This is a genomic window from Rhizobacter sp. Root1238 (assembly GCF_001425825.1).
Classification (GTDB): Bacteria; Pseudomonadota; Gammaproteobacteria; order Burkholderiales; family Burkholderiaceae_C; genus Rhizobacter.
The window spans coordinates 188014-204870 of record NZ_LMDM01000048.1 but is presented as its reverse complement, the minus strand read 5'-3'; the positions used below and the strand labels follow the sequence as shown (position 1 = coordinate 204870).

Annotated in this window: 15 protein-coding genes; all 15 read left to right on the top strand. The window is 69.6% G+C overall.

The genetic code is table 11. The features are described from left to right. Nucleotides 1-133 precede the first annotated feature (133 nt). The 15 genes from scpB (at nt 134) to hflC (ending at nt 16848) form a co-directional block, all read left to right on the top strand. Nucleotides 134-1051 carry an SMC-Scp complex subunit ScpB gene (gene scpB / locus ASC98_RS26320; RefSeq protein WP_056820571.1) on the top strand — a complete coding sequence of 306 codons (918 nt, stop codon included), beginning with the start codon at nt 134-136 and terminating at the stop codon, nt 1049-1051. Next, nucleotides 1038-3305 carry a pseudouridine synthase gene (locus tag ASC98_RS32195; protein WP_082542288.1) on the top strand — a complete coding sequence of 756 codons (2268 nt, stop codon included), beginning with the start codon at nt 1038-1040 and terminating at the stop codon, nt 3303-3305. Before scpB ends, ASC98_RS32195 begins: the two co-directional genes overlap by 14 nt. Before the next feature lie 108 nt (nt 3306-3413). After that, a complete protein-coding gene (gene ndk / locus ASC98_RS26310) occupies nt 3414-3839 on the top strand; it encodes a nucleoside-diphosphate kinase (RefSeq protein ID WP_056808777.1) in 426 nt (141 codons plus the stop codon). A 55-nt stretch (nt 3840-3894) separates the two neighbouring features. Further along, nucleotides 3895-5052, top strand: a complete 1158-nt coding sequence (gene rlmN, locus ASC98_RS26305; RefSeq protein ID WP_056808778.1) for a 23S rRNA (adenine(2503)-C(2))-methyltransferase RlmN — start codon at nt 3895-3897, stop codon at nt 5050-5052. Continuing rightward, nucleotides 5049-5867: a type IV pilus biogenesis/stability protein PilW gene (gene pilW, locus ASC98_RS26300; protein WP_056808779.1), complete on the top strand. Its 819-nt coding sequence runs from the start codon at nt 5049-5051 to the stop codon at nt 5865-5867. Before rlmN ends, pilW begins: the two co-directional genes overlap by 4 nt. Nucleotides 5868-5871: 4 nt before the next feature. Beyond that, nucleotides 5872-6867 carry a helix-turn-helix domain-containing protein gene (locus ASC98_RS32190; RefSeq protein ID WP_162249357.1) on the top strand — a complete coding sequence of 332 codons (996 nt, stop codon included), beginning with the start codon at nt 5872-5874 and terminating at the stop codon, nt 6865-6867. Between the two features lie 3 nt (nt 6868-6870). Next, nucleotides 6871-8196, top strand: a complete 1326-nt coding sequence (ispG, locus tag ASC98_RS26290) for a flavodoxin-dependent (E)-4-hydroxy-3-methylbut-2-enyl-diphosphate synthase (RefSeq protein ID WP_056808781.1) — start codon at nt 6871-6873, stop codon at nt 8194-8196. A gap of 89 nt (nt 8197-8285) precedes the next feature. Then, nucleotides 8286-9608, top strand: a complete 1323-nt coding sequence (hisS, locus tag ASC98_RS26285; protein ID WP_056808782.1) for a histidine--tRNA ligase — start codon at nt 8286-8288, stop codon at nt 9606-9608. A 33-nt stretch (nt 9609-9641) separates the two neighbouring features. Beyond that, entirely contained in the window at nt 9642-10331 is a 690-nt protein-coding gene (locus ASC98_RS26280; RefSeq protein WP_056808783.1) for a tetratricopeptide repeat protein, read from the top strand. Then, nucleotides 10328-11446 carry an outer membrane protein assembly factor BamB gene (gene bamB, locus ASC98_RS26275; protein WP_056808784.1) on the top strand — a complete coding sequence of 373 codons (1119 nt, stop codon included), beginning with the start codon at nt 10328-10330 and terminating at the stop codon, nt 11444-11446. Before ASC98_RS26280 ends, bamB begins: the two co-directional genes overlap by 4 nt. Before the next feature lie 16 nt (nt 11447-11462). Further along, complete coding sequence (gene der, locus ASC98_RS26270; RefSeq protein WP_056808785.1) at nt 11463-12794, top strand: ribosome biogenesis GTPase Der; 1332 nt, start codon at nt 11463-11465, stop codon at nt 12792-12794. 83 nt (nt 12795-12877) lie between these two features. Next, complete coding sequence (hfq, locus tag ASC98_RS26265; RefSeq protein WP_047502530.1) at nt 12878-13120, top strand: RNA chaperone Hfq; 243 nt, start codon at nt 12878-12880, stop codon at nt 13118-13120. 55 nt (nt 13121-13175) lie between these two features. Beyond that, nucleotides 13176-14519: a GTPase HflX gene (hflX, locus tag ASC98_RS26260; protein WP_082542289.1), complete on the top strand. Its 1344-nt coding sequence runs from the start codon at nt 13176-13178 to the stop codon at nt 14517-14519. A gap of 28 nt (nt 14520-14547) precedes the next feature. Next, complete coding sequence (gene hflK / locus ASC98_RS26255) at nt 14548-15888, top strand: FtsH protease activity modulator HflK (RefSeq protein WP_082542318.1); 1341 nt, start codon at nt 14548-14550, stop codon at nt 15886-15888. A gap of 33 nt (nt 15889-15921) precedes the next feature. Then, complete coding sequence (gene hflC, locus ASC98_RS26250) at nt 15922-16848, top strand: protease modulator HflC (protein ID WP_056808786.1); 927 nt, start codon at nt 15922-15924, stop codon at nt 16846-16848. Nucleotides 16849-16857 lie beyond the last annotated feature (9 nt).

Here is a 16857-nt window from a genome sequence, read left to right as displayed (position 1 = left end):
CCAGACGCCCCGATGCCCAGCCCTCCAGCTGCTTCACCGGTGCGCCGCGGGATTCGAGCGAAGGCTGATGCGAACGGAGCCAGCCCCCTGAATGCCTGCCGGCTGAGCCGGCCGAGGATGTGATCGAACGTCAATGAATACACAGGATGCAAAGCGCGTCCTTGAGACCGCGCTCATCTGCGCCCAGCAGCCGATGCCCTTGCGGGACATGCGTGCGCTGTTTGCCGACGAACTCGGCCCCGACACCCTGCGCGCGCTGCTCGACGAGCTGATGCGCGACTGGGACGAGCGCGGGGTCGAGCTGGTGGCGCTGGCCCACGGCTGGCGCTTCCAGAGCCGGCCGGAGATGCGCGAGTACCTCGACCGCCTGAACCCCGAGAAGCCGCCGAAGTATTCGCGCGCCGTGATGGAGACCCTCGCGATCATCGCGTACCGCCAGCCGGTCACGCGGGGCGACATCGAGGACATCCGCGGCGTCACCGTCAGCAGCCAGATCGTCAAGCAGCTCGAAGACCGCGGCTGGATCGACGCGATCGGCTACCGCGAGGCCCCCGGCCGCCCGGCGCTGTACGCGACGACCCGGCAGTTCCTCGACGACCTCGGGCTCGCCAGCCTGGAGCAGCTGCCGATGCTGGAAAGCTCGGCGTTGAATCCCGGTGCGATGGCCGAGGCGCTGGCCGGTCAGCCGTCGCTGCTCGAGCCGGAGCAGGGCGCACTGGCGCTCGACGGCGAACTGGCCATCGAGGTGTCGTTGCCGGCCGATGCCGAAGCGGCGCCCATGGCCGAAGCCCTCGCCGAAACCGTCGCCGATACCGCGGCCGACACCGCGGCCGACACCGCGGCCGACACCGCGGCCGAACCGGCAGCCGACGCCGACGCCGCGCTTGACCCGGTGGCCGATCCCACCAGCGACTCCGCTGGTGACCCCGCGCCGGAACCTGCCATGGAACCCGGCGCCGACAGCGTCGCCGATCCAACCCCCCCTTCTTCTTCCCATTCCGAGCCAGCGGCCGATGCCGCCTCCGAGGACACACCGCATGAACCAAGCTGACGACTCTTCGACGACCCTGCCTGCCGACGCCCCTGGCGACGAGGCTTCGGCCGCGAAGCCCAAGCGTCGACGCGCTCCCAAGGCTGCGGCCACCGAAGCCCCCGAGGCAGCGGCCGAAGCCGGACCGGCTGACGCTGCAGCAGCCGACGCGGCCGAGCCCGCGGCCAAGCCGGCCCGCAAGCGCAAGTCGGCGGTGAAGGTCGAAGCCGAAGCCGGTGAGGGGGCTGCCACGGCTGCTGTCCCATCGGCCGAGCCGATGATCCAGGTCGAGACGAAGCGGCCGCGCAAGCCCGTCGAGGCGGCTGCCGACGCGGCGCCGGCCCAGGCCGCCGCTGAACCATCGCAGGCGGCGGCCGCGGCTGCAGGTGCCGATGCACCGGCGGTCTTCACGGTCGTCACCGAGCCCGGTGCCGAGCTGCCGCCCGACTGGGATCCGCCCGGCCTCGAGCGCGAGGTCGACGAGAACGGCCAGCCGACGCGGGCGTCGCGCAACCGCCGCCGCGGCGGCCGCAAGGACCGTCGCCGCGAAGACGCGGTGCTCGGCGTTGCCGAGGCGCACCTGTCCGCGCCGGCGATGCCCGACGCGGGCGATCTGTTCGCGACCGTCGTGTCCGGCGATTTCGATGCCGAAGTCCCGGAGCCCGAGGGCCTGCCGAACGACGAGCCGGCCGAGCCATCGCGCGCTGCCGACGGCGCCGACGAAGGCGACGATGCCGATGACGGCGAAGAGGCGGCCGGCGATGAGGCAGCTGCGGAGATCACCCCCGAGGAAGCTGCCGAGCGCAAGCGCGTGCTGCAGGCCGACCCCGACGCGCCGAAGCTGCACAAGGTGCTGGCCCAGGCCGGCGTCGGCTCGCGCCGCGACATGGAAGACATGATCGCCGACGGCCGCGTCACCGTGAACGACCAGCCGGCCCACACCGGCCAGCGCATCTCGTTCGGCGACCGCATCAAGGTCGACGGCAAGCCGGTGCGCGTGCGCATCGTGCCGCCGGCGCCGCGCATCATCGCGTACCACAAGCCGGTCGGCGAGGTCGTCACGCACGACGACCCGCAACACCGCCCCACCGTGTTCCGCCGCCTGCCGCGCCTGCAGCAGGGCAAGTGGCAATCGGTCGGCCGGCTCGACCTGAACACCGAAGGCCTGCTGCTGTTCACCAACTCCGGCGAACTGGCCAACCAGCTGATGCACCCGCGCTTCGGCGTCGAGCGCGAGTACGCGGTGCGCGTGCTCGGCACGCTGGAAGAGGGCGACAAGGCCAAGCTGCTGGCAGGCGTGATGGTCGAGGGCCAGGTCGCGGGCTTCAAGTCGATCGTCGACGGCGGCGGCGAGGGCGCGAACCACTGGTACCGCGTCGTCATCACCGAAGGCCGCAACCGCGAGGTGCGCAAGCTGTTCGACACCGTCGGCCTCACCGTGAGCCGGCTGATCCGCATCCGCTACGGCACCGTGGTGCTGCCGCGCGGGCTGAAGCGCGGCGTCTGGGTCGACCTCGAAGACAGCGACGTGCGCACGATCCGCCGCCTTGCCGGAGGCGGCGACGGCCAGCGGCGCGACGGCAACCCGCCGCAGGGGCGCCAGGACAACCGTGGCGAGAGCCGTGGCGAGAACCGCGGCGACAGCCGCGGCAATGAAGGTCGCGGCAACGACAACCGCGGCAACGACAACCGCGGCAACGACCGAGGCCGTGGCAACAACAACGCCGGCCAGAACCGGCCGCGCAACGACCGCGACGCCCAGCGTCCGAACGATCGCCAGGACCGGGGGCCGCGCGGCAACCGCAACGCGCCGGGCCAAGGGCATTCGCAACCGCAGCCGCAGCAGATGCCGGCGCAGGCGCGCGAGCGCCAGCCCGACGACTTCGACCGCGACGACGAAGGCCTGGATTTCGACCCGTCGAAGATCCCGAATCCGCTCGAGCAGACCTTCGACAAGCGCTTCGTGCAGAAGCCGCGCACGCCCGCGGGCGGTGCCGGTTTCGGCCGCGGCGGCGGCGGCTTCGGCCCGGGCGGCAGTGCGCCGCCGCGGCCGAACGCGCCGAAGAAGGGGGGTGGCCCGCGTGAGCCGGATCCGCTGCAGACCTCGATGGGCTACCTCGGAGCCGATGCCTTCCACCGCCGTGGCGGCAAGGGCGGCGGCGGCGGCCGGGGCGGCAATCGCGGTGGTGGTGGCGGCGGCGGTGGTGGCTACGGGGGCGGCGGTGGTGGAGGTTATGGCGGCGGCGGTGGCGGTGGTCGCCGCGGCGGCCGCTGAGTCCACGGCGCGACAAGACCGTTCCAGGCACCGGGCGGCAGTCGCCGCCGGTGCTTCAAGCGATACAATCCGAAGCTTTGCCAAGTGCTTGATTCAGGAGAAAAAATCATGGCGATCGAACGTACTCTTTCCATCATCAAACCCGACGCCGTCGCGAAGAACGTGATCGGCCAGATCTACAGCCGCTTCGAAGGCGCGGGCCTGAAGGTCGTGGCTGCGCGCATGGCCCACCTGTCGCGCGGCGAAGCCGAAGCGTTCTACGCGGTGCACAAGGCCCGTCCGTTCTTCAAGGACCTGGTCGATTTCATGATCTCCGGCCCGGTGATGATCCAGGCGCTGGAAGGCGAAGGCGCCATCGGCAAGAACCGCGACCTGATGGGCGCCACCGACCCGAAGAAGGCCGAGAAGGGCACGATCCGCGCCGACTTCGCCGACAGCATCGACGCCAATGCCGTGCACGGCTCGGACGCCCCGGAAACGGCGGCTGTCGAGATCGCGTTCTTCTTCCCCGGCATGAACGTCTACTCGCGATAAGCGGGCGACTGAGCCAACAGCGGCGCGAGCGACGTCCTTGACGATGGAGGCTGGCATGAGTCTCACCAACCTCCTCGAATTCGACCTCGACGGGCTCGCTGCCTACTGCGAGCGGCTCGGCGAGAAGCGGTTTCGCGCGACCCAGCTGTTTCGCTGGATCCACCAGAAGGGCGCGTCGGACTTCAATGCGATGTCCGACCTCGCGAAGTCGCTGCGCGACAAGCTGGCCGGCGTCGCCTGCGTCACCCCGCTGGCGGTCGTCAGCGAGCAGGCGTCCTCCGACGGCACCATCAAGTGGCTGTTCGACGTCGGCGGCGGCAATGCCGTCGAGACGGTGTTCATCCCCGAAGACGACCGCGGCACGCTGTGCATCTCGTCGCAGGCTGGCTGCGCGGTCGGTTGCCGCTTCTGCTCCACCGGCCACCAGGGCTTCAGCCGCAACCTCACCGCCGGCGAGATCGTCGCCCAGCTGTGGTTCGCCGAACACCACCTGCGCCGCCGCCTGAACCTGGCCGCCGGCGACCGCGCCATCACCAACGTCGTGATGATGGGCATGGGCGAGCCGCTGCAGAACTATTCGGCGCTGGTGCCGGCACTGCGCGTGATGCTCGACGACCACGGCTACGGCCTGTCGCGCCGCCGCGTCACGGTGTCGACCTCGGGCGTCGTGCCGATGATCGACCGCCTGCGCGACGACTGTCCGGTGGCGCTGGCGGTGTCGCTGCACGCGCCCGACGACGCGCTGCGCGACGACCTGGTGCCGCTGAACCGCAAATACCCGATCGCCGAACTGCTCGAGGCCTGCAACCGCTACCTCGACAAGGCGCCGCGCGACTTCATCACCTTCGAGTACTGCATGCTCGACGGCGTCAACGACACCCCGGAGCATGCCCGTGCGCTGGTGCGCATCAGCCAGGCGGTGTCGTGCAAGTTCAACCTGATTCCGTTCAACCCGTTCCCGCAGTCCGGCCTGAAGCGTTCGCCGCGCGAGCGCGTGACGGCCTTTGCGCAGGTGCTGCAGGACGCCGGTGTCGTGACGACGGTGCGCAAGACGCGCGGCGACGACATCGACGCCGCCTGCGGCCAGCTCGCCGGCGAGGTGCAGGACCGCACCCAGGCCCACAAGCGCATGACCCGTGCACCGATCCGCGTGCACCGGCCTGCCTCCGAATCTGCAGACATCACATCACGCTCGAAGGAGGGCCGTTCATGACCTGGGGACGTCGTTGCTTGTCGATCACGCTGGCCGTTGCGGCCTTGTCCGCGTTGATCGGGGGCTGTACCACCACCACCACCGTGAACGGTGTCGAGCAGTCGAGCCGGGACCGGACGACGTCGTCCGACGAGACCGAGGCCGGCAAGCGCGCCCGCGTGCGCATGGAGCTCGCGAGCGCGTATTTCGCGCGCGGCCAGCTGACCACCGCGCTCGACGAAGTGAAGCTCGCGCTGCAGGCGCAGCCCGACATGGTCGAGGGCTACAACCTGCGGGGCCTGATCTATGCCGGCCTGAACGACGACGTGCTGGCCCAGGAAAGCTTCCGCCGCGCGCTGCAGTTGAGCCCGCGCGACGGCGACACGCTGCACAACTACGGCTGGTACCTGTGCCAGCAGAAGCGCTACGACGAGGCCTTCCCGCTGTTCGAGCAGGCGATGACGGCACCGCAGTACACCGGCAGCGTCCGCTCGATCCTGGCCAAGGGCGTGTGCCAGGCACGCGCCGGCCAGTGGCCCGAGGCCGAGGCGACGCTGCTGCGCGCCTACGAGCTCGACCCGGCCAACCCGGCCACCGGCGTCAACCTGGCCGAGGTGCTGCTGCGCCGCGGCGACTTCGAGCGCGCCCGCTTCTACATCCGCCGCGTCAATGCGGTGGCCGACCAGTCGAGCGCGCAGACGCTGTGGCTCGCCGCACGCATCGAGAACAAGCTCGGCAACCGCCAGGGCGTGGTCGACCTCGGGCGCCAGTTGCGCGACCGCTTCCCGCAATCGCGCGAATCGTCGGCGTTCGAGCGGGGGCAGTTCGATGAGTGATCCGGTGCCGGCTGAACCCGACCCCGAAGGCGCCGCGCCCGCTGACGCGACGCCGGCGGTGGAACCCGCAGCGGCGCCGGCCCCGGCCGCCGAAACGGTGACCGCCGGCATGCTGCTGCGCCAGGCCCGCCAGGCGCGCGGCCTGCACATCGCCGCGCTGGCGACCTCGATCAAGGTCGCGCCGCGCAAGCTCGAGATGCTCGAGGCCGACCGTTTCGACGAGCTGCCCGATGCCACGTTCACCCGCGCGCTGGCGCAGACCGTCTGCCGCACGCTGAAGATCGATGCGGCGCCGGTGCTCGCGCTGCTGCCGCAGCCGCAGGCGCACCGGCTGGACCACCTGAGCCAGGGCCTGAATGCGCCGTTCCGCGACAAGCCGCTGGGTGGCGTGCCGACCGACCTGAGCTTCCTGAAGAACCCGGGCGTCATCGGCGCGGTGCTGCTGGCGCTGGCCGCCGCGGCGGTCTACCTGCTGCCGAGCGGCTGGATCGCGTCCAACCTGCCGCGCGTCTCCGAGGCGGTGTCGTCGCCGTCGCCGGCACCGGCCGATGCCGGCGCGTCCGAGCCGTCGGCGCTGATGCCGCCGACGCTGCCGCCGAACACGGTGGTCGAGACGGTGACGCTGCCGGTCGTTTCGGCGCCCGCCGGGTCGTCGCCGGTGACGCCGGCCGTGCCACCTGCCGCGCTGCCCGTGCCCGCGCCGGCGCCCGTGCAGTCGACTCCGACGGCGCCCGTGGCGGCCTCGGCGCCCGCGCCGCGCACCACCTCCGGCGCGCTGCTGCTGAAGGCCAGCGCCGAGTCCTGGGTCGAGGTGATCGACGGCCGCGGCACCGTGCTGGTGTCGCGCTTGCTGCAGCCCGGAGAGTCCTTGGGACTGGACGGGGCTTCCCCGCTTCACGTCAGAATCGGCAATGTCTCCGCCACCAGCGTGACCTACCGCGGTCGCGCGGTGTCGATGACGCCCACGCGTGACAACATCGCCAAGTTCGATCTCGAGTAAGCCATGACCGCCATCTCTTCCTCGTCGGCTTCGTTGTCGGCTTCGCTGCTGGACGACGAGTTCATCGAGCCGGCCCGTCCGGTGCAGCGCGCCACCGTGCAGGCGCAGGTGCGCTGGGGTGCGCGCACCGTGACGATCGGTGGCGGCGCGCCGGTGCGCGTGCAGTCGATGACCAACACCGACACGGTGCAGGTCATCGAGACCGCGATCCAGGTGAAGGAGCTGGCGGTGGCCGGCTCCGAGATGGTCCGCATCACCGTCAACACGCCCGAAGCGGCAGCCGCGGTGCCGCACATCCGCGACCAGCTCGACCGCATGGGCATCGACGTGCCGCTGATCGGCGATTTCCACTACAACGGCCACAAGCTGCTCACCGAGCACCCGGCCTGCGCCGAGGCGCTGTCGAAGTACCGCATCAACCCCGGCAACGTCGGCAAGGGCGACAAGCGCGACCGGCAGTTCGCGCAGATGATCGAGGCCGCCGCGCGCCACGACAAGGTGGTGCGCATCGGCGTCAACTGGGGCAGCCTCGACCAGGAACTGCTCGCGCAGATGATGGACGAGAACGGCCGCCGCGCCGAGCCGTTCGAGCCGCAGCAGATCATGTACCGCGCGATCATCACGTCGGCGATCGAATCCGCGAAGCGCGCCGAAGAGATCGGCCTGCGGCGCGAGCAGATCGTGCTGTCGTGCAAGATGTCCGGCGTGCAGGACCTCGTCAGCGTCTACCAGGCGCTCGCGAAGCGCTGCGACTACCCGCTGCACCTGGGCCTCACCGAGGCCGGCATGAGCACCAAGGGCACCGTCGCGTCGACCGCGGCGCTGTCGCTGCTGCTGCAGCAGGGCATCGGCGACACGATCCGCGTGTCGCTGACGCCCCAGCCCGGCGAAGCCCGCACGCAAGAGGTGGTGGTCGCGCTCGAGATCCTGCAGTCGCTCGGCCTGCGCGCGTTCAACCCGAGCGTCACCGCCTGCCCCGGCTGCGGCCGCACCACCAGCACCACCTTCCAGGAACTGGCCAAGCAGATCGACGACTACCTGCGCGAGCAGATGCCGGTGTGGCGCGCGCGCTACCCGGGCGTCGAGAAGATGAAGGTCGCGGTGATGGGCTGCATCGTCAACGGCCCGGGCGAGAGCAAGCATGCCGACATCGGCATCAGCCTGCCGGGCAACGGCGAGGCGCCGGCCGCGCCGGTCTTCATCGACGGCGAGAAGGCGCTGACGCTGCGCGGCGAGCGCATCGCGCAGGAGTTCCAGACGCTGGTCGAGGACTACATCGAGAAGCGCTTCGGCTCGGCCACCGCCCAGCATTCGACCGCGACCGCCTGACCGCGCCCCTGCGCGCGTCGCCGGTCGCCGCCACCGCGTTGCCGCAGCTGCCCTCGGGCGGCTCTTCCATCCATCGATCCAAGGTTTCCATGGCTGACACCAAGCAAGCCGCCCTCCAGGCCGTGAAGGGCATGAACGACATCCTGCCGGCGAGCGTGCCGCGCACCGAGAAGCTGCCCGACGCCGGGCTGTGGCTGTGGTTCGAGACCACGGTGCGCTCGGTGCTGGCGCGCCACGGCTACCAGTACCTGCTGACGCCGATCGTCGAGCCCACCGCGCTGTTCGTGCGCGGCCTGGGCGAGGTGACCGACATCGTCGAGAAGGAGATGTACTCGTTCACCGATTCGATGAACGGCGACCGCCTGACGCTGCGCCCGGAGGCCACGGCCGGCATCGTGCGCGCGATGGTCGAGCACAACGCGCTGTACAACGGCCCGCTGCGCATCTGGACGCTGGGCCCGATGTTCCGCCACGAGAAGCCGCAGAAGGGCCGCTACCGACAGTTCTACCAATTGGACGTCGAGGCGCTCGGTTTCGCCGGCCCCGATGTCGACGCCGAGCTGATCCTGATGACGCGCCTGCTGTGGCGCGAGCTCGGCCTGGTCGAGGGCGAGCATGTGCGGCTCGAACTGAACAGCCTCGGCCAGCCCGACGAGCGGCGCGCGCACCGCGACGCGCTGGTCGCGTACTTCGAGCAGCATGCCGACGCGCTCGACGACGACTCGAAGCGCCGCCTGCACAGCAACCCGCTGCGCATCCTCGACAGCAAGAACCCGGCGCTGCAGGCGCTGATCGAAGCGGCCCCGAAGCTGATGGACTTCCTCGGCGAGGCGTCGCTGGCGCACTTCGACACGGTGCGCGGGATCCTCGACGCGGCCGGGCTGCCGTACCGCGTCAACCCGCGCCTGGTGCGCGGCATGGACTACTACAACCTCACCGTCTTCGAATGGGTCACCGACCTGCTCGGCTCGCAGGGCACGGTGTGCGGCGGCGGCCGCTACGACGGGCTGATCGAGCAGCTCGGCGGCAAGCCGGCGCCGGCGGTCGGTTTCGGCCTCGGCATCGAACGGCTGCTGCTGCTGATCCAGGAGCTGAAGCTGCCGGTGCCGTCGGCGGCACCGCGCGCCTATGCGGTGCTGATGTCGCCCGCGGTGCTGCCGCAGGCGATGAGCACGCTGCAGGCGCTGCGCGCGGCCGGCGTTTCGGTGCAGATGCACGCCGGCGGCGGCAACATGAAGGCGCAGTTCAAGAAGGCCGACCAGAGCGGCGCCACCTGGGCGCTGATCTTCGGTGAATCGGAACTGGCGGCCGGCGAGGTGGCGCTGAAGTCATTGCGTGACCCGGCTGTCACACAACGCAACTTGCCGCTCTCCGGCGTGTCCGAATGGGCGGCTGAACTGCGCAACGCATAATCCCGGCTTCGTCCGAAATTTCCAACGATCCCCATGGCCACCCACCTCGACCTCGAAGAACAAGAACAGATCGACCAGCTGAAGGCGTTCTGGAACCAGTACGGCAACCTGATCACCTGGGTGCTGATCCTGGCGCTGGGCGGCTTCGCTGCCTGGAACGGCTGGACCTACTGGCAGCGCGAGCAGTCGGCCAAGGCCGGCATGCTGTTCGACGAGCTCGACAAGGCCGTGAGCGCCGGCAACACCGACCAGGCCGGCCGGGTCTTCGGCGAGATGAAGGAGCGCTTCCCGCGCACCGCGTTCGCGCAGCAGGCCGCGCTGCTGACCGCCAAGCTGCAGTTCGAGAAGGGCCAGGCCGACGCCGCCCGCGCCAGCCTGACCTGGGCCAGCGAGAACGCGAGCGAGGCCGAGTACCAGACCATCGCCCGCCTGCGGCTGGCCGGCCTGCTGCTCGACCAGAAGAAGTACGACGAAGCGCTGAAGGCCCTCGACGCCGCCACCACGCCCGGCTTCGAAGGCCTGGTGGCCGACCGCCGCGGCGACGTGCTGCTGGCGCAGGGCAAGGCCGACGAAGCGAAGGCCGCCTACAACCAGGCCTGGAAGTCGTTCGACAGCGCGGTCGACTACCGCCAGCTGGTCGAGGCCAAGCTGACGGCGCTCGGCGCCGCTCCTGCGGCCAGTGCGGCCGCGGATGCCGCGGCCGTCAAGAAGGTCGGCCCATGAGGGGACTGACCCGTCTCGCGCTGGGCATGGCGGTCGCGGTGCTGGCCGCCTGCGCGAGCAAGTCGACCCGCCCCGACCCGACGGTGCTCGAGGAGCTGACGCCGTCGATCGCCGGCCGCCAGGTCTGGACGCAATCGATCGGCACGCTGAAGTTCCCGATGGCCGTCGTCGCGGCCGGCGGCAACTTCATCGTGGCCGGCGATGACGGCACGGTCTACGCCTACCGGGCCGACAACGGCCAGGAAGCCTGGCGCGGCACGGCCGACGGCCGGCTCAGCGCCGGTGTCGGCAGCGACGGCCGCTACGCCAGCGTCGTGACCCGCGACAACCAGCTGGTCACGCTGGATGCCGGCAAGGAAATCTGGCGCAAGCAGCTGCCGGCACGTGTCAGCAGCGCACCGCTGGTGGCCGGCGAGCGCGTCTTCGTGATGAGCGTCGACCGCGTCGTGCAGGCCTTCGACGTGCTCGACGGCCGCAAGCTCTGGACCTTCCAGCGCCCGGGCGACGCGCTGACGCTGTCGCAGCCGGGCGTCGTGATGGCCTTCAAGGACACCTTGCTGGTCGGGCAGGGCGCCAAGCTCGCCGGGCTCGACCCGCTGCGCGGCACCGTGCGCTGGGAGGTGTCGCTCGCATCGCCGCGCGGCACCAACGAGATCGAGCGGCTGGCCGACCTGGTCGCGCCGGCCGCCCGCGTCGGCGACAACGTCTGCGCGCGCGCCTTCCAGGCCGCGGTGGCCTGCGTCAACGCCGAGCGCGGCAGCCTCGCATGGACCCGCAACATCGGCGGCCTGCAAGGCGTCGCCGCCGACGAGGACGTGACCGTCGCGGCCGATGCCAGCGACCGCGTCACCGCGTGGCGTACCGCCAGCGGCGAGGTGGCCTGGAGCATCGAGAAGCTGCTGTACCGCGGCCTGTCGTCGCCGATCGTCGTCAACAAGATGGCCGTGTTCGGCGATGTCGAGGGCTACGTGCACTGGATCTCGACCGCCGACGGCAGCTTCAAGCTGCGCCTGCCGACCGATGGCAGCCCGGTGGTCGGCAAGCCGGTGCTGAGCGGCACCACGCTGCTGGTGACCACGCGCAACGGCGGCCTGTTCGCCTTCCGCCCCGAGTGAGATTGAGAGACTTTCGATGAAACCTGTGATCGCGGTTGTCGGCCGCCCCAACGTGGGCAAGTCGACCCTGTTCAACAGGATGACCAAGAGCCGCGACGCGATCGTCGCGGACTTCGCCGGCCTGACGCGTGATCGCCACTACGGCGACGGCCGACTGGGCGACCGCGAGTTCATCGTCGTCGACACCGGCGGCTTCGAACCCGACAGCACCACCGGCATCGTCAAGGAGATGGCCAAGCAGACGCGACAGGCGGTTGCCGAAGCCGATGCGGTGATCTTCGTCGTCGACGTGCGCGCCGGCGTGTCGGCGCACGACCACGACATCGCCCGCTACCTGCGCTCGGTCAACAAGAAGGTGCTGCTGGCCGTCAACAAGGCCGAAGGCATGGTCGATTCGCCGCTGCTCGGCGAGTTCTACGAGCTCGGCATGGGCGAGCCGCACCCGATCTCGTCGGCGCACGGCCAGGGCATCCGCAGCCTGACCGAGGCCGCGCTCGAAGACTTCGTGTTCGACGACGAGCCTGAAGAACCGGAAGAGGGCGCCCCGATCCGCCTGGCCGTCGCCGGCCGGCCGAACGTCGGCAAGTCGACGCTGATCAACACCTGGCTCGGCGAAGAGCGCCTGGTGGCCTTCGACCAGCCGGGCACCACGCGCGACGCGATCACCGTGCCGTTCGAACGCCATGGCCAGAAGTTCGAGCTGATCGACACCGCCGGACTGCGCCGCAAGGGCAAGGTGTTCGAGGCGATCGAGAAGTTCTCGGTCGTCAAGACGCTGCAGGCGATCGCCGATGCGAACGTCGTGCTGCTGCTGCTCGACGCGACCCAGGGCGTGACCGACCAGGACGCGCACATCGCCGGCTACATCCTCGAGAGCGGCCGCGCGGTGGTGGTGGCGATCAACAAGTGGGATGCGGTCGACGACTACCAGAAGCAGACGCTCGAGCGCTCGATCGAGCAGCGCCTCGCGTTCCTGAAGTTCGCGCCGGTGCTGCTGATCTCGGCGATCAAGCGCCAGGGGCTCGGCCCGGTGTGGAAGGGCATTGCCGATGCGCATGCGTCGGCCACCCGCAAGATGACGACGCCGGTGCTGACCCGCCTGCTGCACGAGGCGGTGGAGCTCCAGACGCCGAAGCGCGCCGGTGCGTTCCGCCCGAAGCTGCGCTATGCCCACCAGGGCGGCATGAACCCGCCGCTGATCGTGATCCACGGCAATTCGCTCGAGCACGTGACCGACGTCTACAAGCGCTTCCTCGAAGGGCGCTTCCGCGAACACTACAAGCTGGTCGGCACGCCGCTGCGCATCGAGATGCGATCGTCGAGCAATCCGTTCGCCGACAAAGATTGAGTCATTTGGCGACCTGCGCTGCGATGCAGCACGGCGCTGTGTTAACGTGACGACCTCCATCACTTTCCATCACGGAGCATATCGTGAGCAATAAAGGGCAGCTTCTACAAGACCCATTTCTGAACCTGCTCCGCAAAGAGCATGTTCCGGTGTCGATCTACCTGGTGAACGGCATCAAATTGCAGGGCCACATCGAATCCTTCGATCAATACGTCGTCCTGCTGCGCAACACCGTGACGCAGATGGTCTACAAGCACGCGATCTCGACCGTCGTGCCCGGCCGCGCGGTGAATTTCCACGCCGCCGAGGCGCCGGAGCAGACCTGAGACCGCTGAGGCCGTCCGGGTGGGTGCGCCACCAACTCCCGAGGCGGAGCCCCGCATGACGGCCGCCGGCTCCAGTGCCGCCACGCAGTCGGACTTGCCGCGCGCGATCCTGGTCGGCGTCGACTTCGGCGGTGGCTCGCACGGCGGTGGCTCGCATTTCGATGCGAGCCTCGACGAGCTCGCGCTGCTGGCCGAATCGGCCGGCGATGTGCCGGTGGCCCGGATCACGGCACGGCGCAAGTCGCCCGACCCGGCGCTGTTCGTCGGCTCGGGCAAGGCCGACGAGATCAAGGCCCTGGTGCTCGGCCATCAGGCCGAAGCGGTGCTGTTCGACCAGGCCTTGTCGCCCGCGCAGCAGCGCAACCTCGAACGCCACCTGGGCGTGGCGGTCGCCGACCGCACGATGCTGATCCTCGAGATCTTCGCCGCCCGCGCGCAGAGTCACGAGGGCAAGCTGCAGGTCGAGCTGGCCCGGCTGCAATACCTGTCGACCCGCCTGGTGCGCCGCTGGAGCCACCTGGAGCGCCAGCGCGGCGGCATCGGCAATCGCGGCGGCCCCGGCGAGGCGCAGATCGAACTCGACCGCCGGATGATCGGCGAGCGCATTAAGTCCGTGAAGGAACGGCTGGTGCGCGTCAAGAAGCAGCGCAACACGCAGCGCAAGTCGCGCGAGCGCAGCGGCACCTTCCGCATCTCGCTGGTCGGCTACACCAATGCCGGCAAGTCGACGCTGTTCAATGCACTGGTCAATGCGAAGAGCTATTCGGCCGACCAGCTGTTCGCGACCCTCGACACCACCACGCGCCAGCTCTACCTCGAAGGCGCCAGCCGCTCGGCCGCGCTCTCGGACACCGTCGGCTTCATCCGCGACCTGCCGCACAAGCTGGTCGAGGCCTTCGAGGCGACGCTGCAGGAGGCGGCCGATGCCGACCTGCTGCTGCACGTGATCGATGCCGCGAGCCCGGTGCAGGCCGAGCAGATGGCCGAGGTGCAGCGCGTGCTGGGCGACATCGGCGCGGCCGACATCCAGCAGGTGCTGGTCTGCAACAAGCTCGACAGGCTCGAGTTCGCACACCTTCCGCGCCATCACGCCGATGTGCTGGAACTTGATGGCGGCGTGCGTGTCCCACGCGTCTTCGTCAGCGCGCTCGACGGCCGCGGCCTGCCGGAGTTGCGTCGCATCCTGTCGGCTGCGGCGTCCGGCACGCTGCAGGACGACTTGAACGCGATGCATTCGTCCTCAACTCTGCCGCTGGGCTACCAACCGGTGCCGGCCGATCCGGCGACCGATGATCCCGATCCACTCGATCAATTCGATGAGCCCGACGCTTCCGATGAGCCCGACTCCTCCGAATTGCCCGACGCCGCGGCCTGGGCCCCGCCGAGCCCCGAGTACTGAGCCAGATTCTTCTGCACACCACATGACCATGAGCCCCATCCCCCATCTGCCTGCTGCCGGCCCCGCCTCGCAGGTTCGTGACGTGGTCCAGGCAGTCAAGGCCCTGCTGTCCGGCCTGGGCCGCGCCGCCTTTGCGCACCTGCCGGGCGTGCGCTCCGGCATCCAGGCGCCGGTGCTGAACAGCGGCGGCGGCCGTGGCGACGGCCCGCCCGACCTCGACGAACTGTGGCGCGACTTCAACCGCAAGCTGAGCGGCCTGTTCGGCGGCAAGGGCGGTTCGCGGTCGAACGGTTCGGGCGGCGGTGGCAACGGCGGCAACGGGGGCGGCCCCGACATGCGCAGCGCCGGCATCGGCGTCGGCCTGATCGCCGGCGTGGTCGTGCTGATCTGGGCCTTCAGCGGCTTCTTCATCGTGCAGGAAGGCCAGCAGGCGGTCGTCACGTCGTTCGGCAAGTACAGCCACACCGTCGACGCCGGCTTCACCTGGCGCTTCCCGTACCCGTTCCAGGCGCACGAGACGGTGCCGGTCACGCAGCTGCGCACCAAGGAGATCGGCCGCAGCAACGTGGTGCAGGCCACCGGGCTACGCGATTCGTCGATGCTGACGCAGGACGAGAACATCATCGACATCCGCTTCAGCGTGCAGTACCGGCTGAAGGACGCGCGCTCGTACCTGTTCGAGAACCGCAACCCCGACGACATCGTCGTCGAGCAGGCGGCCGAATCGGCGGTGCGCGAGATCGTCGGCAAGTCGAACATGGACTCGGTGCTGTACGAGCAGCGCGACGCGATCGCGATCGAGCTCGTCAAGTCGATCCAGACCCAGCTCGACCGGCTGCGCACCGGCATCCTGGTCGTCAACGTCAACGTGCAGAGCGTGCAGGCGCCCGAGCAGGTGCAGACCGCGTTCGACGACGCGTTCCGCGCCGGTGCCGACCGCGAGCGCGCGAAGAACGAGGCGCAGGCCTATGCGAACGACGTGATCCCGAAGGCGCAAGGCACGGCCGCGCGGCTGCGCGAAGAGGCCGAAGCCTACAAGGCCCGCGTCGTCGCCACCGCCGACGGCGACGCGCAGCGCTTCAACCAGGTCTTCGCCGAGTACCAGAAGGCGCCTGGCGTCACCCGCGACCGCATGTACATCGACACGATGCGGCAGGTCTATTCGAGTGTCAGCAAGGTGATGGTCGACACCCGCGAGAACTCCAACCTGCTGTACCTGCCGCTCGACAAGCTGATGCAGCAGGTGGGCGGTGCCGTGCCAGCCACGGTGGCGCCGGCCGCGCCGGCAGAAGCGCCCGGCAGCTCAACCGGCAGCGTCGACATCCGCTCGCGAGAAGGCCAACGCACCCGCGATCGCGACGGCCGCTGATCCGACGGCGAAGAGAACCGCAGAAAGCTCACCATGAATCGAATCGCCATGCTTGTCGCCGGTGCCCTGGTGGCACTGATGCTGCTGTCTTCCGTCCTGTTCATCGTCGACCAGCGCCAGTTCGCGGTCATCTATGCGCTGGGCGAGATCAAGGAGGTCATCTCCGAACCGGGCCTGAAGGCGAAGCTGCCGCCGCCGTTGCAGAACGTCGTCTTCCTCGACCGCCGCGTGCAGACCCTCGACAGCCCCGAGACGCGCCCGATCTTCACGGCCGAGAAGAAGAGCCTCGTCATCGACTGGCTGGTCAAGTGGCGCGTGATCGATCCGAAGCAGTTCATCCGCAACAACGGCACCGACATGCGCAATGTCGAGAACCGGCTGAGCCCGATCGTGCAGGCCGCCTTCAACGAAGAGGTGACCAAGCGCACGGTGCAGGCGATGCTCGCGACTGACCGCGACCGCGTGATGCAGGGTGTGCGGGTGCGCTTGACCGATGAAGCGAAGGCCTTCGGCATCGAGATCATCGACGTGCGCATCAAGCGTGTCGATTTCTCGGCCAACGTGACCAGCTCGGTCTACAGCCGCATGGAATCGGAGCGCAAGCGCGTGGCCAACGAGCTGCGCTCGACCGGTGCGGCCGAAGGCGAGCAGATCCGCGCCGACGCCGACCGCCAGCGCGAGGTGATCGTCGCCGAGGCCTACCGCAATGCCCAGAAGGTGCAGGGCGATGGCGATGCGAAGGCGTCGGCGATCTACGCCGAATCGTTCGGCCGCGATCCGCAGTTCGCCCAGTTCTACCGCAGCCTCGAGGCCTACCGCGCGACCTTCCGCAGCAAGTCCGACGTGATGGTGATCGACCCGTCGGGCGAATTCTTCAAGGCGATGCGCGGCCCGGGTCGCGAATCGGCCTCGGCGCCGGCCCGCACCAAGAAGCACGCCGCGTCTGCCGCTGCCGAGTGATCCCCGCGC

Excerpts from the sequence above, each read along its gene's own strand:
- scpB (WP_056820571.1), top strand. The coding sequence starts at position 134 with ATGAATACACAGGATGCAAAGCGCGTCCTTGAGACCGCGCTCATCTGC.
- ASC98_RS32195 (WP_082542288.1), top strand. The coding sequence starts at position 1,038 with ATGAACCAAGCTGACGACTCTTCGACGACCCTGCCTGCCGACGCCCCT.
- ndk (WP_056808777.1), top strand. The coding sequence starts at position 3,414 with ATGGCGATCGAACGTACTCTTTCCATCATCAAACCCGACGCCGTCGCG.
- rlmN (WP_056808778.1), top strand. The coding sequence starts at position 3,895 with ATGAGTCTCACCAACCTCCTCGAATTCGACCTCGACGGGCTCGCTGCC.
- pilW (WP_056808779.1), top strand. The coding sequence starts at position 5,049 with ATGACCTGGGGACGTCGTTGCTTGTCGATCACGCTGGCCGTTGCGGCC.
- ispG (WP_056808781.1), top strand. The coding sequence starts at position 6,871 with ATGACCGCCATCTCTTCCTCGTCGGCTTCGTTGTCGGCTTCGCTGCTG.
- hisS (WP_056808782.1), top strand. The coding sequence starts at position 8,286 with ATGGCTGACACCAAGCAAGCCGCCCTCCAGGCCGTGAAGGGCATGAAC.
- ASC98_RS26280 (WP_056808783.1), top strand. The coding sequence starts at position 9,642 with ATGGCCACCCACCTCGACCTCGAAGAACAAGAACAGATCGACCAGCTG.
- bamB (WP_056808784.1), top strand. The coding sequence starts at position 10,328 with ATGAGGGGACTGACCCGTCTCGCGCTGGGCATGGCGGTCGCGGTGCTG.
- der (WP_056808785.1), top strand. The coding sequence starts at position 11,463 with ATGAAACCTGTGATCGCGGTTGTCGGCCGCCCCAACGTGGGCAAGTCG.
- hflX (WP_082542289.1), top strand. The coding sequence starts at position 13,176 with ATGACGGCCGCCGGCTCCAGTGCCGCCACGCAGTCGGACTTGCCGCGC.
- hflK (WP_082542318.1), top strand. The coding sequence starts at position 14,548 with ATGAGCCCCATCCCCCATCTGCCTGCTGCCGGCCCCGCCTCGCAGGTT.
- hflC (WP_056808786.1), top strand. The coding sequence starts at position 15,922 with ATGAATCGAATCGCCATGCTTGTCGCCGGTGCCCTGGTGGCACTGATG.